Annotated in this window: 19 protein-coding genes and 3 tRNA genes; 19 read left to right on the top strand and 3 right to left on the bottom strand. The window is 73.1% G+C overall.

Going from position 1 to position 18,936, the window contains the following annotated elements; genetic code table 11:
* The first annotated feature begins 90 nt into the window (after positions 1-90).
* The 3 genes from rplU (at position 91) to obgE (ending at position 2,283) form a co-directional block, all read left to right on the top strand.
* On the top strand, positions 91-408 hold the full coding sequence (gene rplU / locus F7Q99_RS07795) for a 50S ribosomal protein L21 (protein ID WP_045696828.1): 318 nt from the start codon (positions 91-93) through the stop codon (positions 406-408).
* A gap of 14 nt (positions 409-422) precedes the next feature.
* Positions 423-680: a 50S ribosomal protein L27 gene (rpmA, locus tag F7Q99_RS07790; RefSeq protein WP_030058248.1), complete on the top strand. Its 258-nt coding sequence runs from the start codon at positions 423-425 to the stop codon at positions 678-680.
* Positions 681-801: 121 nt separating this feature from the next.
* Positions 802-2,283: a GTPase ObgE gene (gene obgE / locus F7Q99_RS07785; RefSeq protein WP_153460633.1), complete on the top strand. Its 1,482-nt coding sequence runs from the start codon at positions 802-804 to the stop codon at positions 2,281-2,283.
* Between the two features lie 73 nt (positions 2,284-2,356).
* Here the strand turns inward: obgE and F7Q99_RS07780 are convergent, their stop codons facing one another.
* The gene (locus F7Q99_RS07780; protein ID WP_153460632.1) at positions 2,357-3,166 is read right to left on the bottom strand and encodes a hypothetical protein; all 810 of its coding nucleotides are present in this window, start codon (positions 3,164-3,166) and stop codon (positions 2,357-2,359) included.
* A 307-nt stretch (positions 3,167-3,473) separates the two neighbouring features.
* Here F7Q99_RS07780 and proB point away from each other — a divergent pair, with 307 nt between their 5' ends.
* The 5 genes from proB to F7Q99_RS07755 all read left to right on the top strand — a co-directional run bounded on the left by proB (position 3,474) and on the right by F7Q99_RS07755 (position 8,516).
* Entirely contained in the window at positions 3,474-4,610 is a 1,137-nt protein-coding gene (gene proB, locus F7Q99_RS07775; protein WP_153460631.1) for a glutamate 5-kinase, read from the top strand.
* A 135-nt stretch (positions 4,611-4,745) separates the two neighbouring features.
* Positions 4,746-5,270 (top strand): hypothetical protein, encoded by a 525-nt coding sequence (locus tag F7Q99_RS07770; RefSeq protein ID WP_326846400.1) that lies wholly within the window; start codon positions 4,746-4,748, stop codon positions 5,268-5,270.
* Between the two features lie 97 nt (positions 5,271-5,367).
* A complete protein-coding gene (locus F7Q99_RS07765; RefSeq protein ID WP_153460630.1) occupies positions 5,368-6,690 on the top strand; it encodes a glutamate-5-semialdehyde dehydrogenase in 1,323 nt (440 codons plus the stop codon).
* 78 nt (positions 6,691-6,768) lie between these two features.
* Complete coding sequence (locus tag F7Q99_RS07760; RefSeq protein ID WP_326846399.1) at positions 6,769-7,356, top strand: SCO2584 family spore wall biosynthesis protein; 588 nt, start codon at positions 6,769-6,771, stop codon at positions 7,354-7,356.
* A 101-nt stretch (positions 7,357-7,457) separates the two neighbouring features.
* Positions 7,458-8,516, top strand: a complete 1,059-nt coding sequence (locus F7Q99_RS07755) for an SCO2583 family membrane protein (RefSeq protein ID WP_153460629.1) — start codon at positions 7,458-7,460, stop codon at positions 8,514-8,516.
* A 70-nt stretch (positions 8,517-8,586) separates the two neighbouring features.
* Here F7Q99_RS07755 and F7Q99_RS07750 read toward each other — a convergent pair whose 3' ends face one another.
* Positions 8,587-9,648, bottom strand: a complete 1,062-nt coding sequence (locus tag F7Q99_RS07750; RefSeq protein WP_153460628.1) for a M48 family metallopeptidase — start codon at positions 9,646-9,648, stop codon at positions 8,587-8,589.
* 270 nt (positions 9,649-9,918) lie between these two features.
* On the opposite strand from F7Q99_RS07750, the gene F7Q99_RS07745 reads away from it, so the two are divergent.
* The 8 genes from F7Q99_RS07745 to F7Q99_RS07715 all read left to right on the top strand — a co-directional run bounded on the left by F7Q99_RS07745 (position 9,919) and on the right by F7Q99_RS07715 (position 14,530).
* Positions 9,919-10,065 (top strand): hypothetical protein, encoded by a 147-nt coding sequence (locus F7Q99_RS07745; RefSeq protein ID WP_153460627.1) that lies wholly within the window; start codon positions 9,919-9,921, stop codon positions 10,063-10,065.
* A gap of 150 nt (positions 10,066-10,215) precedes the next feature.
* The gene (locus F7Q99_RS40330; protein ID WP_195911012.1) at positions 10,216-10,371 is read left to right on the top strand and encodes a hypothetical protein; all 156 of its coding nucleotides are present in this window, start codon (positions 10,216-10,218) and stop codon (positions 10,369-10,371) included.
* 123 nt (positions 10,372-10,494) lie between these two features.
* Complete coding sequence (nadD, locus tag F7Q99_RS07740) at positions 10,495-11,127, top strand: nicotinate-nucleotide adenylyltransferase (RefSeq protein ID WP_153460626.1); 633 nt, start codon at positions 10,495-10,497, stop codon at positions 11,125-11,127.
* Between the two features lie 117 nt (positions 11,128-11,244).
* Positions 11,245-12,990, top strand: coding sequence for an LCP family protein (locus F7Q99_RS07735; RefSeq protein ID WP_153460625.1), 1,746 nt, complete (start codon positions 11,245-11,247; stop codon positions 12,988-12,990).
* Between the two features lie 128 nt (positions 12,991-13,118).
* Positions 13,119-13,577, top strand: a complete 459-nt coding sequence (gene rsfS / locus F7Q99_RS07730; RefSeq protein WP_326846398.1) for a ribosome silencing factor — start codon at positions 13,119-13,121, stop codon at positions 13,575-13,577.
* Positions 13,574-14,221: a histidine phosphatase family protein gene (locus tag F7Q99_RS07725; protein WP_153460624.1), complete on the top strand. Its 648-nt coding sequence runs from the start codon at positions 13,574-13,576 to the stop codon at positions 14,219-14,221. The genes rsfS and F7Q99_RS07725 overlap by 4 nt, the downstream gene beginning before the upstream one ends.
* Before the next feature lie 121 nt (positions 14,222-14,342).
* Positions 14,343-14,415 (top strand) — tRNA-Ala (locus F7Q99_RS07720).
* Positions 14,416-14,457: 42 nt separating this feature from the next.
* Positions 14,458-14,530 (top strand) — tRNA-Ala (locus tag F7Q99_RS07715).
* A 65-nt stretch (positions 14,531-14,595) separates the two neighbouring features.
* On the opposite strand, the gene F7Q99_RS07710 is transcribed toward F7Q99_RS07715, so the two are convergent.
* A complete protein-coding gene (locus tag F7Q99_RS07710) occupies positions 14,596-15,516 on the bottom strand; it encodes a helix-turn-helix transcriptional regulator (RefSeq protein WP_153460623.1) in 921 nt (306 codons plus the stop codon).
* A 103-nt stretch (positions 15,517-15,619) separates the two neighbouring features.
* Between F7Q99_RS07710 and F7Q99_RS07705 the strand changes: the two genes are divergently transcribed.
* From F7Q99_RS07705 to F7Q99_RS07695, 3 genes are all read left to right on the top strand, one after another.
* The gene (locus F7Q99_RS07705; RefSeq protein WP_153460622.1) at positions 15,620-17,056 is read left to right on the top strand and encodes an MFS transporter; all 1,437 of its coding nucleotides are present in this window, start codon (positions 15,620-15,622) and stop codon (positions 17,054-17,056) included.
* 153 nt (positions 17,057-17,209) lie between these two features.
* Positions 17,210-17,282, top strand: a tRNA-Ala gene (locus F7Q99_RS07700).
* 112 nt (positions 17,283-17,394) lie between these two features.
* On the top strand, positions 17,395-18,699 hold the full coding sequence (locus tag F7Q99_RS07695; protein ID WP_153460621.1) for a hypothetical protein: 1,305 nt from the start codon (positions 17,395-17,397) through the stop codon (positions 18,697-18,699).
* Positions 18,700-18,936 lie beyond the last annotated feature (237 nt).

Here is an 18,936-nt window from a genome sequence, read left to right as displayed (position 1 = left end):
GTCCGCGCGGCGGGCGGGAAGAGGCCCCTGTGTCCGTACCCAGGTGGCTGGCGTCGGGAGTTCCGACCGAGTTAGGAAAGCAGGTACCGCATGTACGCGATCGTTCGCGCAGGCGGCCGCCAGCACAAGGTCGCCGTCGGCGACGTGCTGGAGATCGACCGTATCGAGGCCAAGCCGGGTGACTCGGTGGAGCTCTCGACCATCCTGGTCGTCGACGGTGACGCCGTCACCTCCGACCCGTGGGTCCTGGCCGGCGTGAAGGCTCACGCCGAGGTGGTCGACCAGACCAAGGGTGACAAGATCGTCATCCTGCGCTACAAGAACAAGACCGGCTACCGCCGCCGTCAGGGTCACCGTCAGCAGCACACCGCGGTGCGCATCACCAGCATCGACTCGGTCAGCAAGTAAGGGGATAGCGAGATATGGCACACAAGAAGGGCGCAAGCTCTACCCGTAACGGCCGTGACTCGAACGCCCAGCGCCTCGGCGTGAAGCGCTTCGGCGGCCAGGTCGTCTCCGCCGGCGAGATCCTCGTCCGCCAGCGCGGCACCCACTTCCACCCGGGTGCCGGTGTCGGCCGCGGTGGCGACGACACCCTGTTCGCGCTGACCGCCGGTGCCGTGCAGTTCGGCAACCGCCGCGGCCGCAAGGTCGTCAACATCGTGGCCGTCGAGGCCTGAGTCCGAGCGGACTCGCGAGTCCCAGCGGACTCACAATGAAGGGTGGGCCGGAATGTTCCGGTCCACCCTTCTTGCTTTACCGCAGGCAGCAAACAGACTCATCCGCACTGGAGGCACACCCATGACCACCTTCGTGGACCGCGTCGAACTTCACGTCGCCGCGGGTAACGGAGGCCACGGCTGCGCCTCCGTGCACCGGGAGAAGTTCAAGCCGCTCGGCGGGCCGGACGGCGGCAACGGCGGCGAGGGCGGCAGCGTCATCCTCACCGTCGACGCCCAGATCACCACCCTGCTCGAGTACCACCACTCGCCCAAGCGCAAGGCCACCAACGGCAAGCCCGGCGCGGGCGGCAACCGCACCGGCGCCGACGGCGAGGACCTCGTCCTGCTGGTGCCGGACGGCACCGTCGTGCTGGACCGCAAGGGCAACGTGCTGGCCGACCTGGTCGGCCACGGCACCAGCTTCGTCGCCGCCCAGGGCGGCCGCGGCGGCCTCGGCAACGCGGCGCTCGCCTCGGCCCGCCGCAAGGCGCCCGGCTTCGCCCTGCTCGGCGAGCCCGGCGAGGCCCGCGACATCGTCATGGAGCTCAAGTCCGTCGCCGACGTGGCCCTGGTGGGCTACCCGAGCGCCGGCAAGTCCTCGCTGATCTCGGTGCTCTCCGCCGCCAAGCCGAAGATCGCGGACTACCCGTTCACCACGCTGATCCCCAACCTCGGTGTGGTCACCGCCGGCGACACCGTCTACACCATCGCCGACGTGCCCGGCCTGATCCCGGGCGCCAGCCAGGGCCGCGGCCTGGGCCTGGAGTTCCTGCGGCACGTCGAGCGCTGCTCGGTGCTGGTGCACGTGCTGGACTGCGCCACCCTGGAGCCCGGCCGGGACCCGCTCAGCGACCTGGAGACCATCGAGGCCGAGCTGTCCGAGTACGGCGGCCTGGACGACCGCCCGCGCCTGGTCGCGCTCAACAAGGTGGACGTCCCGGACGGCCAGGACATCGCCGACCTCACCCGCGCCTCCCTGGAGGAGCGCGGCTACCAGGTGTTCGAGGTGTCCGCCGCCTCCCGCAAGGGCCTACGCGAGCTGAGCTTCGCGGTGGCGAAGATCGTCGCCGAGGCGCGCGCCGCCAAGCCGGTCGAGGAGTCCACCCGGATCGTGCTGCGGCCCAAGGCCGTCGACGACGCCGGCTTCACCATCACCGAGGAGGACGGCGCCTACCGCATCCGCGGCGTCAAGCCGGAGCGCTGGGTCCGCCAGACCGACTTCGCCAACGACGAGGCCGTCGGCTACCTCGCCGACCGGCTGGCGCGCCTCGGCGTCGAGCAGGAGCTGTGGAAGGTCGGGGCGCACGAGGGCGACACCGTCATCATCGGCCCGGACGAGAACGCCGTCGTCTTCGACTGGGAGCCGACCATGGCCGCCGGCGCCGAGATGCTCGGCCGCCGCGGTGAGGACCACCGCTTCGAGAGCCCGCGCCCGGCGGTCGACCGGCGCCGCGAGAAGCAGAAGGGGCGGGACGCGGCCGAGGCCGAGTTCCTCGCCTTCGAGGCGCTGTCCAGCGGCCGGCAGGCCGCCATCGACGAGGGCGACGACGAGGACTACTGAGTGCGACGCGGCGCGGCCCCACCACCCTGCGAGGGTGGCGGGGCCGCGCCGTTCGCTCATGCGTGCCGGGGCGTCACTTCGCCCAGGACGCCTGGAGCTTCGTGTTGTCGGTCAGGTTGGTGTAGCCGACCAGGACCGGCGTACTGCCGGCCGGGAAGCTGACGATGTCGCAGCCCTTGACCTCGGCGCCCTTGGTCGCGACCGAGAAGCTCGGCGGCAGCGTGCACTTGGAGATCGGCGTCGCGGCGGTGGGATTGGCGAAGCTGCTGGTCTTGCCGTTGGCGTCGAAGACCAGGAGCTTGGAGTCCGGCGAGGTGAACGCCATCTTGGTGTCGGTCAGGTTCTTCATCGTCCAGCTGACGTAGAACAGGTCGCGCCCGTCGAGACCCGTGGTGGGGGCCTTGGCGTCCTGGAAGTCCTTGATCGAACCGGGCGTGATGCCGGTGATCGTGATCTCCAGCTTGGTGGGGCCGTTCGACATCTTGTCGTTGAAGTCGACGGTGGCCGGCTGGCCGAACTTGACCGCGGTGGCGGCCTGCGGCAGGCCCTTTCCACCGGTGCCGCCGCCGGTGGTGGCACCGCCCGTGGCCGCGCCGCCGGCGGCAGCGCCGCCGGAGGCCCCGCCCGACGGGGCCGCGGTCGAACCGCCGGTCGCGCCGCCGGTGGCCGCACCACCGGTGGCGGTACCGCCCGAGGTGGAACCGCCGGTCGCGGCACCGCCCGAGGCGGCACCCGGGCCTGCGGAGGTGGGCGCCGGAGCGGCGGTGCCGCCGCCCGTGGCGCCACCATTGGTGTCCGAGTTGTCCGGGCCGCAGGCGGCGAGCGAAATGGCGGCGGCCGCCGCCACGGCGGCGACGGTCAGCTTCGTGGTGTACGAACGCATGGTGCGCTAACTCCTGGGCGCGCGACCGCGAACCGTTGCCGGCCTGCCCAGTGCGGCGCCGCCCGATGACAGGAATGTCGAAGACGAGTGGGTACAGCGGGCAAGAAGCCGTCCCCCGATCTGGCTTTCGGTCAGGGACCATACCAGCCATCCGGATTGGCGGCCGGGCTGTGGCGAGGCCGTGACAGGCCCGGGTCCAGCCGGTGAAACACGCTGCGGCCGACCTGCGTGGATCGCGTAGATTTCGGGTGTGACGGCCGGGCCGGGCCCGCCGCACCCGCACCACACCGGAAGGGCGTACAGCGAGATGAGCGAGGACTCACTGCGGGAGGAGGTGCTGACCGCTCGGCGGATCGTCGTCAAGGTCGGCTCCTCCTCACTCACCACGGCGGCCGGGGGCCTCGACGCCGACCGCGTCGACGCCCTCGTGGACGCGCTCGCCAAGGTGCGCGCCCGCACCGACCCGCCCGAGGTCGTCCTGGTCTCCTCCGGTGCCATCGCGGCCGGGCTCGCCCCGCTCGGCCTGGACCGGCGGCCCAAGGACCTGGCCCGCCAGCAGGCCGCCGCCAGCGTCGGCCAGGGCCTCCTGGTCGCCCGCTACACCGCCTCCTTCGCCCGCTACGGCATCCGGGTCGGCCAGGTGCTGCTCACCGCCGAGGACGCCAGCCGGCGAGCCCACTACCGCAACGCCTACCGCACCCTCGACCAGCTGCTGGCGATGGGCGCGATGCCGATCGTCAACGAGAACGACACCGTCGCCACCGCCGAAATCAAGTTCGGTGACAACGACCGGCTGGCCGCGCTGGTCGCCCACCTCGTCCGGGCCGACCTGCTGGTGCTGCTCTCCGACGTCGACGGCCTCTACGACGGCGACCCGTCCCGCCCCGGCACCAGCCGGATCGCCGAGGTGCACGGCCAGCACGACCTCGACGGCATCGAGATCGGCAGCGCTGGCAAGGCCGGCGTCGGCACCGGCGGCATGGTCACCAAGGTCGAGGCCGCCCGGATCGCCACCGGCGCGGGCATCCCGGTGGTGCTCACCGCGGCCAGCCAGGCGGCCGACGCGCTGGCCGGCCGGTCCACCGGCACGCTGTTCCTGCGCACCGGCAGCCGCACCTCCGACCGGATGCTCTGGCTGGCCCACGCGAGCAGCCCGCGCGGCGCCCTGCACCTCGACGCGGGGGCCGTCCAGGCGGTCGTCTCCGGCGGCGCCTCGCTGCTGCCGGCCGGGGTCACCAAGGTGGACGGGGAGTTCGCCGCGGGTGATCCGGTGGACCTTATTGCCGAAAACGGCCACATCGTGGCGCGCGGACTGGTCAACTTTGATGCGAGGGAGTTGCCCCGCCTGCTCGGCCGGTCCACCCGCGACCTGGCGCAGGAGCTCGGCGCCGCGTACGAGCGGGAGGTCGTCCACCGCGACGACCTGGTCGTCCTGCGCGGCTGACCGGCCGGTGGGCCGCTCCGCACGGGGAGCGGCCGCGGCCGCGGGCGAGGAAGGGCGCAGCCGTACGCGCCGGCCGAGGGCCGGCGGGGGCGGCCGGTGGGGGACGACAGGACATCGCCGAACAGGAGGCCGCCGGTGGAACGCAGGCGCGGGGAAGCGCTGACCGGAGGGACGGCGGACCGGCGGCTGACCAGCATCGACGGCGGACGGGGGGACGGCCCCGCCGAGCCGTCCGGTCCGCCGCCGCACGCGCCCGGCGGGGTGCGCAGGCTCCGGCCGGAGCGGCAGGACGCGGGGGAGCCGCCCACCGTGCCGGAGCAGGCCAGGCTCTGGCACGTGGTGCTGAGCGTGGCCGGGCAGGTCACCCCGCTGCCTTCGCTGCGTGCCTCGCTGGAGCGGCTCGCGCACGACCACTCGTTCTTCCTGACCGCCCGGTACGCCGCCGACCACGCGGAGATCCGCTACTGGGAGCAGGCCCGGGACCTGCACGACGCGGCCGCCATCGCGCTGCGGCTGTGGGGCGAGCACAAGGTGACCGCGAAGCTGCCGCCGTGGGAGATCGTCGGCCTGGAGGTGGTCGACCGGGCGACGTACCACAAGCGGGTGGCGGAGGGCTTCGGCGATCCGCCACCGCACCTGGGCGGGGTGCACCCGTACTGATCCCCGGTGGACGGCGACCGCCTCACCGTGGACGCAGGGTGTCTCATCGGCCGAAATAGCGGCCCGGCAAGCCGGGCGCAGTCGCTACCCTTGGCGCATGACCAGTGACCTCGCCACCGCCGACAGCCCCGTCATCGCCGTAGCGCGCCGAGCCCGGGAGGCCGCCGCCGCGCTCGCCCCGCTGCCGCGCAGGGCGAAGGACGACGCGCTGCTGGCGATCGCGGACGCGCTGGTCGCCCGGAGCGCCGAGATCACCGCCGCCAACGCCGAGGACGTCGCCCGGGCGCGTGCGGCCGGCACCGCCGAGTCGGTGATCGACCGGCTGACCCTCACCGACGAGCGGATCGCCGCGATCGCCTCCGACGTGCGCGACGTGGCCGGTCTGCCCGACCCGGTCGGCGAGGTGGTCCGCGGTTACACCCTGCCCAACGGCCTGGACGTGCGGCAGGTGCGGGTGCCGCTCGGTGTGGTCGGCATCATCTACGAGGCCCGGCCGAACGTCACCGTGGACGCCGCCGCGCTCTGCCTGAAGTCCGGCAACGCGGTGCTGCTGCGCGGCTCGGCCTCCGCGTACCGGTCCAACAGCGCGCTGATCGCCGTCCTGCGGGACGCCGTGGCCGACGCCGGGTTGCCCGCCGATGCCATCCAGCTCGTCCCGGGCGAGAGCCGCGACTCCGTCCAGGAGCTGATGCGTGCCCGCGGCCTCGTCGACGTGCTGATCCCGCGCGGCGGCGCCTCGCTGATCCGCACCGTGGTCGAGGGCTCCACCGTGCCGGTGATCGAGACCGGCACCGGCAACTGCCACGTCTACGTCGACGCGCAGACCGACCTGGCGATGGCCGTCGGCATCCTGCTGAACTCCAAGGCCCAGCGGGTCAGCGTCTGCAACGCCGCCGAGACGCTGCTCGTCCACCAGGACATCGCGGACGCCTTCCTGCCGCTCGCCCTCGCCGCGCTCGCCGAGGCCGGGGTGACCGTCCACGGCGACGACGCGGTGCTCAAGGCCGCCGAGGGCGGCGCCGCCACCGTGGTGCCCGCCACCGACGAGGACTGGGGCGCCGAGTACCTCTCGTACGACCTGGCCGCCGCCGTGGTGCCCTCACTGGACGCGGCCGTCGAGCACATCCGCCGCTGGTCCTCCGGCCACACCGAGGCGATCGTCACCACCTCGCAGGCCGCGGCCCGCCGCTTCACCCAGCTCGTCGACTCGACCACCGTGGCCGTCAACGCCTCCACTCGCTTCACCGACGGCGGTGAGTTCGGCTTCGGCGCCGAGATCGGCATCTCCACCCAGAAGCTGCACGCCCGCGGCCCGATGGGCCTGCCCGAGCTGACCAGCACCAAGTACATCGTCACTGGTGACGGGCACGTCCGTGGCGAGGCGACGCAGACCGTGGGCGGGGCCGCCGACGCGGGCTGAACGGGGCGCGTCACACGTGTGACGGACCAACTGCGAGGAGCCACAGACAAATCGCCTGCCCGGTAATAGGCTGAATCCGTGGCTGAGGATGTGGGGGGCTTGCCGTACCCCGACGGCGCCGACCACGGTGGTGCGGACGACGAGTTCGCCACCGTGGTCTTCGATGAGGCCTTCGTCCGGTCCGCCGCCGTGCACGAGCCGACGGCCAAGGAGCGGCAGCTCGCCGCCGCCGAGGCCCGGTTCGAGCCGGACACCGCGGGCCCGGGCTGGGGCTATGACGTCCCGGCCGGAGACGGGCTGCCGCTGGAGCTGCGCCCGTACCCGAGCGGGCTCGACGACGACCACCTCTACCCTGACCCCTGGTCAGGCCCGGGCCGGGCGAGCGGCCGGCCGGGCCGCCGCTGGGGCCGGCGGGTCGGCTACGACCCGGTGCGGGCGCGCGGGCGCTACGTCGCCCAGCAGCGCTGGCACCGGCCGGTGGCCTGGGTGCTCGCCGTGATCATGGGCGTGAGCCTGGTGGCGGTCGCCGTCGCGGCGATCTACCAGGGCGTGGGCGGCGCGGCCGGCGCACCCCGGCGGCCGACGTCCGGCAGCAGCAGCGCCGGGGTCGACCCGACGCCCACGCCGGCCGAGCCGTCGCTGGTGGTGACCGCGCCGACGGGCTGATCCGCGGGGGTCGCACGCCCGGGGCGGGCGGTCACGGAGCGTTTCCGGGAATCTGTGTGAGCACCCTCGTGGCGGCGCGGGTGTCCGCCTACCCTGGTGTTATGGGTGACCCGCGTGAACCTCCTGAGGGTACGCCCGAGGGCGGTTCCGGAAACGAGGACGAGTTCCGGTCCGTCGTCTTCGACGAATCGTTTGTGCGGGCTGCCCGGATCCAGGAGCTCTCCGCCCGGGAACGGCTCGCCGGCTCCTTCGGCAAGGCCACCCGGCCCCGGGTGCGGCTCGGTCCGCTGGGCACCGTGCCCCGCCAGGCGCTCGCCCTGCTGCTGCTCATCCTGCTGTCCTTCGCCGCCGCCGTGTACTTCGGCGTCAGCTCGCCCAACCGGTCCGCGGGCCGGCCCGAGGGCACCCAACTGACCGTCAGCCTGGTCGCGTTGAGCCCGGCTTCGGTGGTCAGGCCGGTCGCCGACCCGGCGAGTCCGTTCGCCGCGCTGCCGGTCGGGTACAGCGACGGCGCGATCGGGCTCGGGACCCCGGCTGGGGCCGCCACCGAGCACTTCAGCCGGGTCGAGGTGACCAAGGCGCTCGACACCGTCCAGCACTACCTGGTCGCCTCCTCACTGACGCCGGCCACCCTGATCCAGGGCGCCACCGCGGAGGTGCGGGCCTTCGTCACCCCCGGGGAGCAGGCCCAGTTCGACGCGAGCGTCGCCCAGCCCGTCGACGACCGGCACCACGCGGTGACCGGGTGGATGGTCCGCTTCGACCCGGCGCAGGTCGCCCTGGCGGCCGACACCGTGAAGGTGGCCGGTGCGATGCGGATCGACGAGACGGACGGCGGGGCGCTGCAGATCACCACCGACCACACCTTCGTCTACGCGCTGAAGCCGGCCGGTGCTCCCAGCGGCTCGCCCGTCACGCTGGAGACCGTGCGGCGGCAGCTGACCTTCCAGTTCGACCGGGTCGACCTGGGCTCGGGGCAGCTGCGGCTGGTCGACTCGGTGATCCAGGCCGGGCCGCAGCCGTGCACGACGTCGATGGCGGGCTTCCTCCAGCCGGTGCTCGCCACCTCGCAGGGCGCGCAGGTCCCCGCCCCGCAGGCGATCGACCCGGGCAACCACGCGCACCCGGCATGGCAGGTGTGCGGGGTGCTGGCGGGCTGACGGGTCGGCGCCGGCAGTCCGACGGCCGGTGACCCCGGGAGCGGGGTACCGGCCGTCGACGGCTGTCAGGTCACGAGTCGCTGGAGTCCTTCGAGGACGAGCCGGGGCGCGCGCCGCCGCCCGCGAAGGTGTCGCGGAGCTTGCCGCTGACGGTCGCGGCGCCGCCGGCCACGTCCCGGATCAGGCCCATCAGCGGGTCCTTGCTCTCCTTCACCGAGGTCGTGTAGTGGTCGGCGGCGGCCTTCCACTGCTCGGTGACGGAGGTGTCCGGGTCGTCCGCGCGGCGCGGGTAGGCGCCGGCCAGGATCGAGCGGTACTCGTCGCTCTCCGCCCACTTCTTCAGCTGGGCGACCCGGACCACCGCGAACGGGTGGCTCTGCGGCAGCACCTGGAGCAGCTTCAGCACGCCGTCGCGCAGGTCGCCGGCCTTCTCGTACTCCTCGGCCTGCTCCAGGAAGGCGTCCACGTTCATCTCGGCCAGGTTGTGCCCGCCGGCCAGCTTCATCAGGGCCCGCATGGACGCCTGGAGGTCCTGCCCGGCGAGCAGCCCGGCCCGGTCGCTGGACAGCTCGGCCTTGCGGAACCACTCCTTGAGCGCGGTGACGATCGCCATGATCGCCAGGTTGCCGAGCGGCACCCAGGCGATCCGGGCGGCGATGTTGGTGAGGATCAGCATCATCGTCCGGTAGACGGCGTGGCCGGACATCGCGTGGCCGACCTCGTGGCCGATGACCGTGCGCAGCTCCTCCTCGTCCAGCAGCTCGACCAGGCCGCTGGTGATGACGATGATCGGGGTGTCGATGCCGATGGTGTACGCGTTGACCGTCGGGTCCTGGGTGACGTACAGGTCCGGGACCTGCTCCAGGTCGAGCACGTAGGCGGCGTCGCGCACCATGTCGTACAGCTCGGGGAACTGGCGCTCGGAGGTCTTCACGGCGGTGGCCAGGAACATCAGCCGGATCGCCCGCTCGGACACCAGGCCGGCCAGCTTCTTCAGGACGTCGTCGAAGCCGGTCAGCTTGCGCAGCGCGACCAGGGCGGAGCGGTCGGCGGGGTGCTCCCAGGCCCGGGTGGAGATCTCGGGGAAGCGCTGGCGGCGCCGGCTCGGGGTCTTCGCGGTGGTGTCGGTCATGGTCTGAGTACCTCCCTGTCGACGGCGGCCCCGGCCTGCGGCCGGCCCCCCGGTGGTCTTCGCCTGCAACGACTGCTTGTGCAACGTCCGTGGTTGCGTACTCGTCCCCGGTGGGTCAGCGTACGCGTGCCGCGGACGGTCGGCGCCGGCCCCGGGCCGGCGCCGGAGGGGCCGGTGGGCGGCGCGGGTGTGAGGCCGGTTTACCCTGAATTCCTGGACCACCGAGACCGGACCCGGCCGCGGTACCGAGCAGTTCGAGGAGCCCCACAGATGTCCACCGACACGCTTGTCAGCCTGGCCGCACCGATCTCCGACGAGGCCGGCCCGGGGATCCTCCTGCGGGTCATCGTGATCGCCTCCTTCGTCGGCGTCGGCCTGCTGGTCTGGATCATGGCGCGCGCCTTCCGCGGCAACTGAACCCCGCCCCGGCCCGCCGGGCTCACGCCCGATCAGCGGCGGTGGGCCGCCGAGCGGTTGCCGTGCGGCCCCCCGTACGATGACGGGTGGGCCCTCACGGCCCGGAACCACCCCAGGTCCGTTCACCGAGCCGAGAAGGTCCCGCCGACCATGAGCACTGCCGCCGCACTCCCCGTCCTGAACCTGCTCGCCGAGGGCGAGGGGGGCAACCACGAGAGCCTCAACCCGTACCTGACGGGTGGCGCCGCACTGTTCATCCTGCTGCTCCTGCTCTACGTGACGACCCGCTTCAACCGGGACCGCTGAGCCCGGTCAGGGGCCCTCGGGGAGCGTCCGGCGCAGTGGCCGGCCGCTCCCTCGTGCATGTCCGGCAGGCCTCCCGCACCGGCGTTCCCGCACCGTAACGGGCGTCGCGTAAGGTGTGGCGGCATGGGAGAGCAGACCGGATTCCCCGGCGGACCGGAGGCGGTGAAGAAGCGCCTCGGCGTGATGGGCGGCACCTTCGACCCGATCCACCACGGCCACCTGGTCGCCGCCAGTGAGGTGGCGAGCGCGTTCCACCTGGACGAGGTGATCTTCGTGCCGACCGGGCAGCCGTGGCAGAAGAGCGACCGCGACGTCACCCCGGCCGAGGACCGCTACCTGATGACGGTCATCGCCACCGCCGAGAACCCGCAGTTCTCGGTCAGCCGGATCGACATCGACCGCAAGGGGCCGACCTATACCGTCGACACCCTGCGCGACCTGCACGCGCTGCACCCCGACGCCGACCTCTTCTTCATCACCGGCGCCGACGCGCTCGCCCAGATCCTCTCCTGGCGCGACTCCGACGAGCTTTTCTCGCTCGCCCACTTCATCGGGTGCACCCGGCCGGGGCACACTCTGTCGGACGCCGGGCTTCCGGTGGGCGGGGTCTCCCTGGTGGAGGTCCCGGCGCTGGCCATCTCCTCCACGGACTGCCGCAACCGGGTCGCCAAGGGCGAGCCGGTCTGGTACCTCGTCCCGGACGGAGTGGTCCGCTACATCGACAAGCGGGCGCTGTACGCGCCGCACCGGACCTGACCCGGGAGTGCGCGTGGGTGAGCGAAGCATGGGGTTCCCTCCGGCCGGAGGCCGCGGCGGAACCGTCAAGGCGTGCGTGTATCGCGAAGCGACCGCCGAGCGAAGCGAGGTGGGCGTATGAGTGACCGCAACGGCGGCGTCGGACAGCAGCCGGACGACTGGTCCACGGGGCAGTACCAGCAGTACCAGCAGCCCTACCAGGGGTACCAGCAGCAGCCGGTGCAGCAGTACGACCAGTACGGGCAGCCCGTACCGCCCGTGCAGGCGTACACCCAGGACCCGTACGGCGGCTACCAGGAGCAGTACCAGCAGCCCTACCAGGCGTACCAGCAGCAGCCGGTGCAGCAGTACGACCAGTACGGCCAGCCCGTGCAGGCGTACCAGCAGGGCGGCTACGGGTACCAGGAGCAGCAGCCGTACACCTACGACGGCTACCAGCAGCCCTACCCGGTCGCCGAGCCGCAGCCCGAGCCGGCGGCCCCGGTGCCCGCGCCCGCCCCCGTGCCGCCCCGCACCCGCGCGCCCCGGCCGGCCGAGGGCGCGCCGGCCAAGCCCGCGGCGCCGTCCGAGATGGTCGCCGGCAGCCGCACGCCCAAGGCCAGGGAGCCCAGGGACTCCTACGCCACCGGCGAGTTCACCTTCGTCGACGAGGAGGCGGAGGAGACCGAGGACGTCATCGACTGGCTGAAGTTCGCCGAGTCCCGCAGCGAGGTGCGCGCCGAACGCCGCCGGCGGCTGCGCAACCGGCTGATCGGCCTCGGCGTCGTCGTGGCGCTCGCGGCGGCCGGCACCGGCGGCTACCTGTACTTCACCGGCGAGAAGCAGACCGCGGCCAAGGCGGCCGGCCCGCGCCAGGTCAACGTGGTGCACCTGCGCGACCTCCAGGGCAAGGTCTCCAGCGCGCTGCTGGTCAACGACTCCGCCGGGGGCAAGGGCACCGTGCTGCTGCTCCCCGACACCCTGCGCCTGCCCGGCCCCGGCGACCCGCCGGTCGCCACCGTCGGCCAGGCGCTGGACCCGGTCATGGGCGCCTCGGCCACCCGCGACGGCCTGGCCGCCGTGCTCGGCACCCCGGTCGCCGGCACCTGGCGCCTGGACACCCCGTACCTGGAGATGCTGGTCTCCCAGCTCGGCGGTGTCCGGGTGGACACCAACGCCGAGACCCACGAGGGCGGCAAGCCGGACGGCAAGGTGCTCGGCGCGGCCGGCAAGAACACCCTGCTGAACGGCAAGGCCGCGGTCGCCTACGCCACCCTGCAGGCGCCCGGCGAGAACCGGGACGCCCAGCTGGCCCGGTTCGGGCAGGTCATGGACGCCGTGGTGCGCACCATGCCGACCGACTTCAAGGAGGCCAAGGACGACGTGCACCGGATGAACGCGGTGCTCGACCCGTCGCTGCCCGAGGACGCCCTCGCCGGGGTGCTCGCCCAGCTCGCCCAGCAGGCGAAGAACGGCCACTTCGGCGCCACCACGCTGACCGTCAAGCCGGACGGCACGCTGGACGAGGCCACCGCGGGCAAGCAGGTCAAGGACGTGCTCGGCGGCACCGTGAAGTCCGCGACCTCGGCCGACGCCCCGGCCCGGGTCTCGATCCAGGACGCCTCCGGCAACGACCAGGCGGCGGCCGCGGCGCAGATCCAGATCATGAACGCGGGGCTGACCTTCATCCCCGGCGGCTCCAAGACCGCCGCGCAGCCGGCCAGTGAGATCCGCTACACCGACGACGCCCGGCAGGCGGCGGCGAAGTCGCTGGCGACCAGCCTCGGCCTGCCGGACACGGCGGTGAAGAAGGCGGGCGACGCCCAGAACGCCGATCTCGTCGTCGTGCTCGGCAAGGACTACCAGCCGCCGAAGAGCCAGTAGGCGGCGGCCGCGCCTCGGGCGTCCCCGGAAATGGATTCCGGGGGCGCCCGGGCGGCGTGAGATCCTGGAAGGCGATCCCCGGCCGAGCGCCGGGGGCCGCCCCCAAGCCGCCGAGCCGGAAGAACACCGTGACCGTCACCGACCACAGCCAGCAGCTCATCACCGTCGCCGCGCAGGCGGCGGCCGACAAGCTGGCGCACAACATCATCGCGTTCGACGTCAGCGACGTGCTGTCGATCACCGACGCCTTCCTGATCGCCTCCGCCAACAACGACCGCCAGGTCCGGTCGATCGCCGAGGAGATCGAGGACCAGCTGCGCGAGCAGCTGGACGTCAAGCCGGTGCGCCGCGAGGGCGAGCGCGAGGGCCGCTGGATCCTGCTCGACTACCTGGACATCGTCGTGCACGTCCAGCACTCCGAGGAGCGCTCCTTCTACTCGCTGGACCGGCTCTGGAAGGACTGCCCCGAGCTGCCCCTGCCCGAGGACGCCCTCGCCTCGCGCAACCGCCCCGACGCCCACACCGACGAGGCCGGCAACGCCGTCGCCCCCGCCGACGACTTCGGCAAGCCCGAGGACCTGTTCTGAGCCGGTCCGCGCGGGGCCCGCGCATCGTCTTCTGGCGGCACGGCCAGACCTCCTGGAACCTCGAGTCGCGCTTCCAGGGCACCACGGACATCGAGCTGACCGGGCAGGGCGTGCTGCAGGCGCAGCGGGCCGCCCGGCTGCTCTCGGGGCTCCGCCCCGACCTGCTGATCTCCTCCGACCTCAAGCGCGCCAAGCGCACGGCCGAGGAGCTGGCCAAGGTGACCGGGCTGGACGTGCAGCACCACGAGGGCCTGCGGGAGACGTACGCGGGTTCGTGGCAGGGCCTGACCAACACCGAGATCCGGGCCCGGCACCCGGAGGAGTACGCGGCCTGGGCGGCGGGCGAGCCGGTGCGGCGCGGCGGCGGCGAGCTGTCCAGCGAGGTCGCCGACCGCTCGGTGCCGGTGGTGCTGGACGCCGTCGACAAGCTGCCGGAGAACGGGACGCTGGTCGTGGTCAGCCACGGCGGGACGATCCGCACCATGCTCGGGCGGCTGCTCGGCCTGGAGCCTGTGCTCTGGGAGTGCTTCGGCGGGCTGTCCAACTGCTGCTGGTCGGTGCTGGGCCGGGGGGCGCGCGGCTGGCGTCTGCTGGAGCACAACGCGGGCACGCTTCCGCAGCCGGTCATCGGCGACGACACCTGAGCGGGAGCCTGCGGGCCCCGGAGGGACGGATTTCGCAGTTCCGGGCCTGACCAGCTAGAGTCTTCCTCGTTCGCACGGAGGGAACGCGGCCCGGAAGGGAAGCGGGAGATCCGGTGAGTGCGGGGCTATAGCTCAGTTGGTAGAGCGCTTGCATGGCATGCAAGAGGTCTGGGGTTCAATTCCCCATAGCTCCACTCCGCACCAGTGGTCCTGTTCAGCGGGGCCGCGCGTGTCGCGGGGCTATAGCTCAGTTGGTAGAGCGCTTGCATGGCATGCAAGAGGTCTGGGGTTCAATTCCCCATAGCTCCACAGCTGACGAGAGGCCGTCACCCACCGGGTGGCGGCCTCTCGCGTTGTGCCCGCGCCTGTGTTCTCTACGTTTCCCACGTTCGGCAGGAATGCGTCCAGCCGCCGGGCGGCAGTGCGCCCAGCCGTTCGACCCGTTCCCGGTCCTCCGGGCTCTCCGGGACGTAGATGACCATGTAGCACTCCGGCACACCCGGCAGCGTCAGGTACGTGGCCTTCACCCGCAGTACCCCGAGCCGCGGGTGGCGGAACAGCCGCAGCCACGTCTCGGGCGGCGCGACCTCCTGGCGCTCCCACAGCTCCCGGAACAGCTCGCTGCGCGTCGACAGCCGCTGCACGTAGGCCTCCCACGCCGGCTCGCCGACGTGCCTGCCGTACGCGGAGCGCAGCACCGCCACCATCCGCGGGAGGGCCTCCTCCCGGTTGTCGCACGGGTTGCAGCACGGCGGCGCGGTCAGCATGCACCAGAGGCTGTTGAACGTCCCGTTCTCCAGTCGCATCCGGTCCGTGCCGAACAGCGATCGGTACGGCTGGTTGTACGTCAGCACGTCGAAGCGCGTGTTGGAGACCGCCGCCGGCAGCGGGGAGAGCGAGTCCAGGATCACCTGGATCGACGGGTCCAGCGCCGGCGGGGCCGGCCGTTCGTACTGCGAGGGGGACACCCCGGACAGCCGGAACAGGTGCTCCCGCTCGGTGCCGTCCAGCCGCAGCGCCCGCGCCACCGCCAGCAGTACCTGCTCGCTCGCGTTGATGGGCCGGCCCTGCTCCAGCCACGTGTACCAGGTCACTCCCACCCCCGCGAGCTGCGCCACCTCCTCGCGGCGCAGACCCGGCGTGCGGCGGCGCAGCCCGGGCGGCAGGCCGACGTCCTCCGGGGTGACCCGCGCCCGGCAGGCCTTCAGGAAGCGGGCCAGCTCGGTGCGCCGGCGGTCCTTGCCGCCCGCCGCCGGCGCGGGGGCCGCGGCCGGGCTCTCCTCCAGGACGGTCATGCCGTCCATCGTGCCGCAGACCGGGCCGGCGATACAGGTGCTGCCAGTACCAGGATCGACAGGCTCTAACCACCAGTACCGGTGCGGCGGGAAGCTGGTGGCCATGACGGACCTTCAGATCAGGCCCCGCGTGGCCGGCGGCACCGAGGCCCCGGCCGTCCGGCCCGGGCTGCTCCTCGCGCTCGTCCTGTGCGGACAGTTCATGGCCGTGCTCGACGTCTCCATCGTCAACGTCGCGGTGCCTACCATCCGGACCGACCTGCACGCCTCCGGCGCCGCCCTGCAACTGGTGATCGCCGGCTACACCATCGCGTACGCGGTGCTCCTCATCACCGGCGCCCGGCTCGGCGCCCGCCACGGCTTCGGCCGGATGTTCCAACTCGGCCTGGCCGTCTTCACCGCCGCCTCGCTGGCCTGCGGCCTCGCCCCGGCCACCGGCTGGCTGATCGTCTTCCGGCTGCTCCAGGGCACGGGCTCGGCCCTGATGGTGCCCCAGGTGATGAGCCTGCTCCAGCGGACCTTCACCGGCGCCGCCCGGATCAGGGCACTCGGCCTCTACTCGGCGGTGCTCGCCGGCGGCATCGCGATCGGCCAGGTCGTCGGCGGCGTGCTGGTCAGTGCCGACCTGTTCGGCACCGGCTGGCGGCCGGTCTTCCTGGTCAACGTCCCGATCGGGCTGGTGCTGCTGGCGGCCGGCGCCCGGCTGCTGCCCAGGACGCCCGGTGACGCCGAGCGCGGCTTCGACGTCCCCGGGCTGGTGGTGCTCGGCGCGGCGCTCGGCCTGCTGGTGGTGCCGCTGGTGCTCGGCCACGAACTCGGCTGGCCGGCCTGGGGCTGGGCGATGCTCGCCGGGAGCGTGCTGCTGTTCGGCCTGTTCGTGGTGGTCGAGCGCGCGGTCGCCCGGCGGGGCGGGCAGCCGCTGATCTCCGGCCGGGTGCTGCGGGCGCCCGGGCTGCGCCCGGCCGCGGCCGGACTGTTCATGATCATGGCCGCGTTCGCAGGCTTCCTGTTCGCCTTCGCCCTGCACCAGCAGGCCGCCCTGGGGTACTCCGCGCTGAAGGCCGGGCTCTGCTCGGCGCCGGTCGCGGTCGGCTTCGGCCTGTCGAGCCTGCACTGGCACCGGCTGCCAGGCCGGCTGCACGGCGCGCTGCCGGTGCTGGCCGCGCTGTTGGTCTCGACGGGCTACCTGGGGCTCGGCGTGCTGCTCGGCGGCGGCGCCGACCTCGACGCGGCGCGGCTGGCCACGATGGCCGCGATCGGTTTGGTCGCGGGCTGCGCGTACGCCCCGCTGTTCGCCCGCGCGCTCACCCACGTGGCGCCGGCCGACGCCGCCGACGCCAGCGGCGTGATGGTGACGGTCATCCAGCTCGGGCAGGTGGTCGGGGTCGCGGTGCTCGGCTCGGTGTTCCTCGGCCAGGTCGACCTGCCGGCGCCGGCCGCCGACTCCGGGCATGCGCTGCAGGTCATGCTCGCGGGGAACACCGCCGCCTTCCTGCTCGCCGCGGGCTTCGCCGCCCGGGCCCGCCGCGCGGCCCGCTAGCGGGACCGCCGGCCGTCCGACCGCACGTCGACCCGGGCCGCCGGGACCACCGGGCTTCCGGAAACGGATTCGTGGAGCACCCCCGCGACCGTGTAAAGTAGTCGATGTCGCCGAGGGAAACCGGACGGAAACCCCGGTGACATCGCAGGTCAAGGGGCTATAGCTCAGTTGGTAGAGCGCTTGCATGGCATGCAAGAGGTCTGGGGTTCAATTCCCCATAGCTCCACAGAAATCGAAGGCCGTCTCCCGGATCGGGAGGCGGCCTTTCGGCGTTCCGTCGCCGATTCTTCCGTGCAGGCCGGCCGCGCGGAACAGGGAAGGACCGCTACCGTCGTGCCATGGCGGATCTGGAGCGGCGGCGCAACGAGGAACTGGCCCGGATACTCCACCAGCTCGGCTGGAGTCCGGAACGGCTCGCCCGTGAGGTGAGCCTCGCCCTGCCACCCGGCCTGGCGATCAGCTCCACCGCCCCCTACAAGTGGCGCGACCGCGGCATGGTGCCGCGCAGCCCGCACGACCAGACCGTCTGCGAAGTGCTCAGCCGCACCCTCGGCATCGCCGTCACCTACGAACAGCTCTGGGGCAGGATGGGCGGCCACCGTGGCGCCAAGATCCTCTCGCCCCGGCTGCTCACCGACCCGTGGACCGCCGACACCGCCCAGACCGCGCTGCGCGAGGCGGCCACCGACGCCGGGCCCGTCCGCCTCACCGACTTCTTCCGCAGCGCCGACCTCGACCAGGCCGCCGGCCGGTTCTCCTCCCCGCCCCCGCCCGTCGTCGGCGGCGAGGGCGCCCTGCGGATCGACCCGGGGCTGGTCGGCGAACTCGGCCTCTCCTACCGCAGCAAGCAACGGCTCGAACGCTCCTGCGGCGGCGGCCTCGTCCTCGGCCCCACCCGGGCCGAACTCGCCATGGTCGCCAAGCTGCTGGAACTCGGCTCCTACGACGAACGGCTCGGCCGCGACCTGTACGGCCAGGCCAGCCGGCTCGCCCGGCTGGCCGGCTGGGCCGCGTACGACCTCGACCACGACGCCGCCGCCCAGCGGGCCTTCGTCGCCGCGCTGCGCGCCGCCCACGTCAGCGGCGACGCCCGGCTCGGCGTCGGCGTGCTCGGTGCCCTCGTGGTGCTCGCCACCCAGGCCGCCGGCGGACGCGGCCTGGACGCCGTCACCGCGCTGACCGCGGCCCTGGCGGCGCACGGCGACACGCTCAGCGCGACCGGCCGAGCCCGCCAGCTCGGCCGGATCGCCCGCGCCCACGGCCGCCGCGGCGAGGCCGAACAGGCCGCGGACGCCGCCGCGCGGGCCTTCGCCGCACTGGACGGCGTGCCCGGCACCGACGAGGCCCGGGCCGACCTCGCCGGCATGGTCGGGGAGGCCCGGCTGTTCCTCGGCGACCACCGGAAGGCCAAGGTGCTGCTCGCCGAGGCCGTTGCGGGCCTCGGCCCCGGCCGCGCGCGGGCGAAGGCCCTGCTGATGGTCCGGCTGGCCGAGACCCACCGCCGCCTCGGCGACCAGCGGGAGGCCACCCGCACCGCCGCGCTCGCCCGCACGCTCGCCTCCGGCATGCAGTCCGAGCGGGTCGCGCGGGCGCTGCGCGACTTCGACGCGGCCGGCCGGGCGGTATCCCCGGGAGCGCGCTGACCCGCTTGCGGTACCCTGAGCCCATGCGAACCGTGCGCCTGCTCCTTAGCCGGCCGCGCTGACCAGGACCGGCCGCGCCCTCGGGCGGTGCCGGAGTCGGCGTGGCATCCCCTCCTGCGAGGGGATTTTTTGTTTTCCGCCCCGTTGTTCCCCACCCCGTTCCGGCCCGCGTGCGGGGCTTCGGTACGCCGGCCCGCGCGTGCCCGGTTCACGTGCGCGGTTCGCCAACTGACATCG

The organism is Streptomyces kaniharaensis, assembly GCF_009569385.1.
In the GTDB taxonomy this organism is placed as follows: domain Bacteria; phylum Actinomycetota; class Actinomycetes; order Streptomycetales; family Streptomycetaceae; genus Kitasatospora; species Kitasatospora kaniharaensis.
Note: the sequence above shows the minus strand (reverse complement) of the source record. Positions and strands in the feature narration are given on the sequence as shown.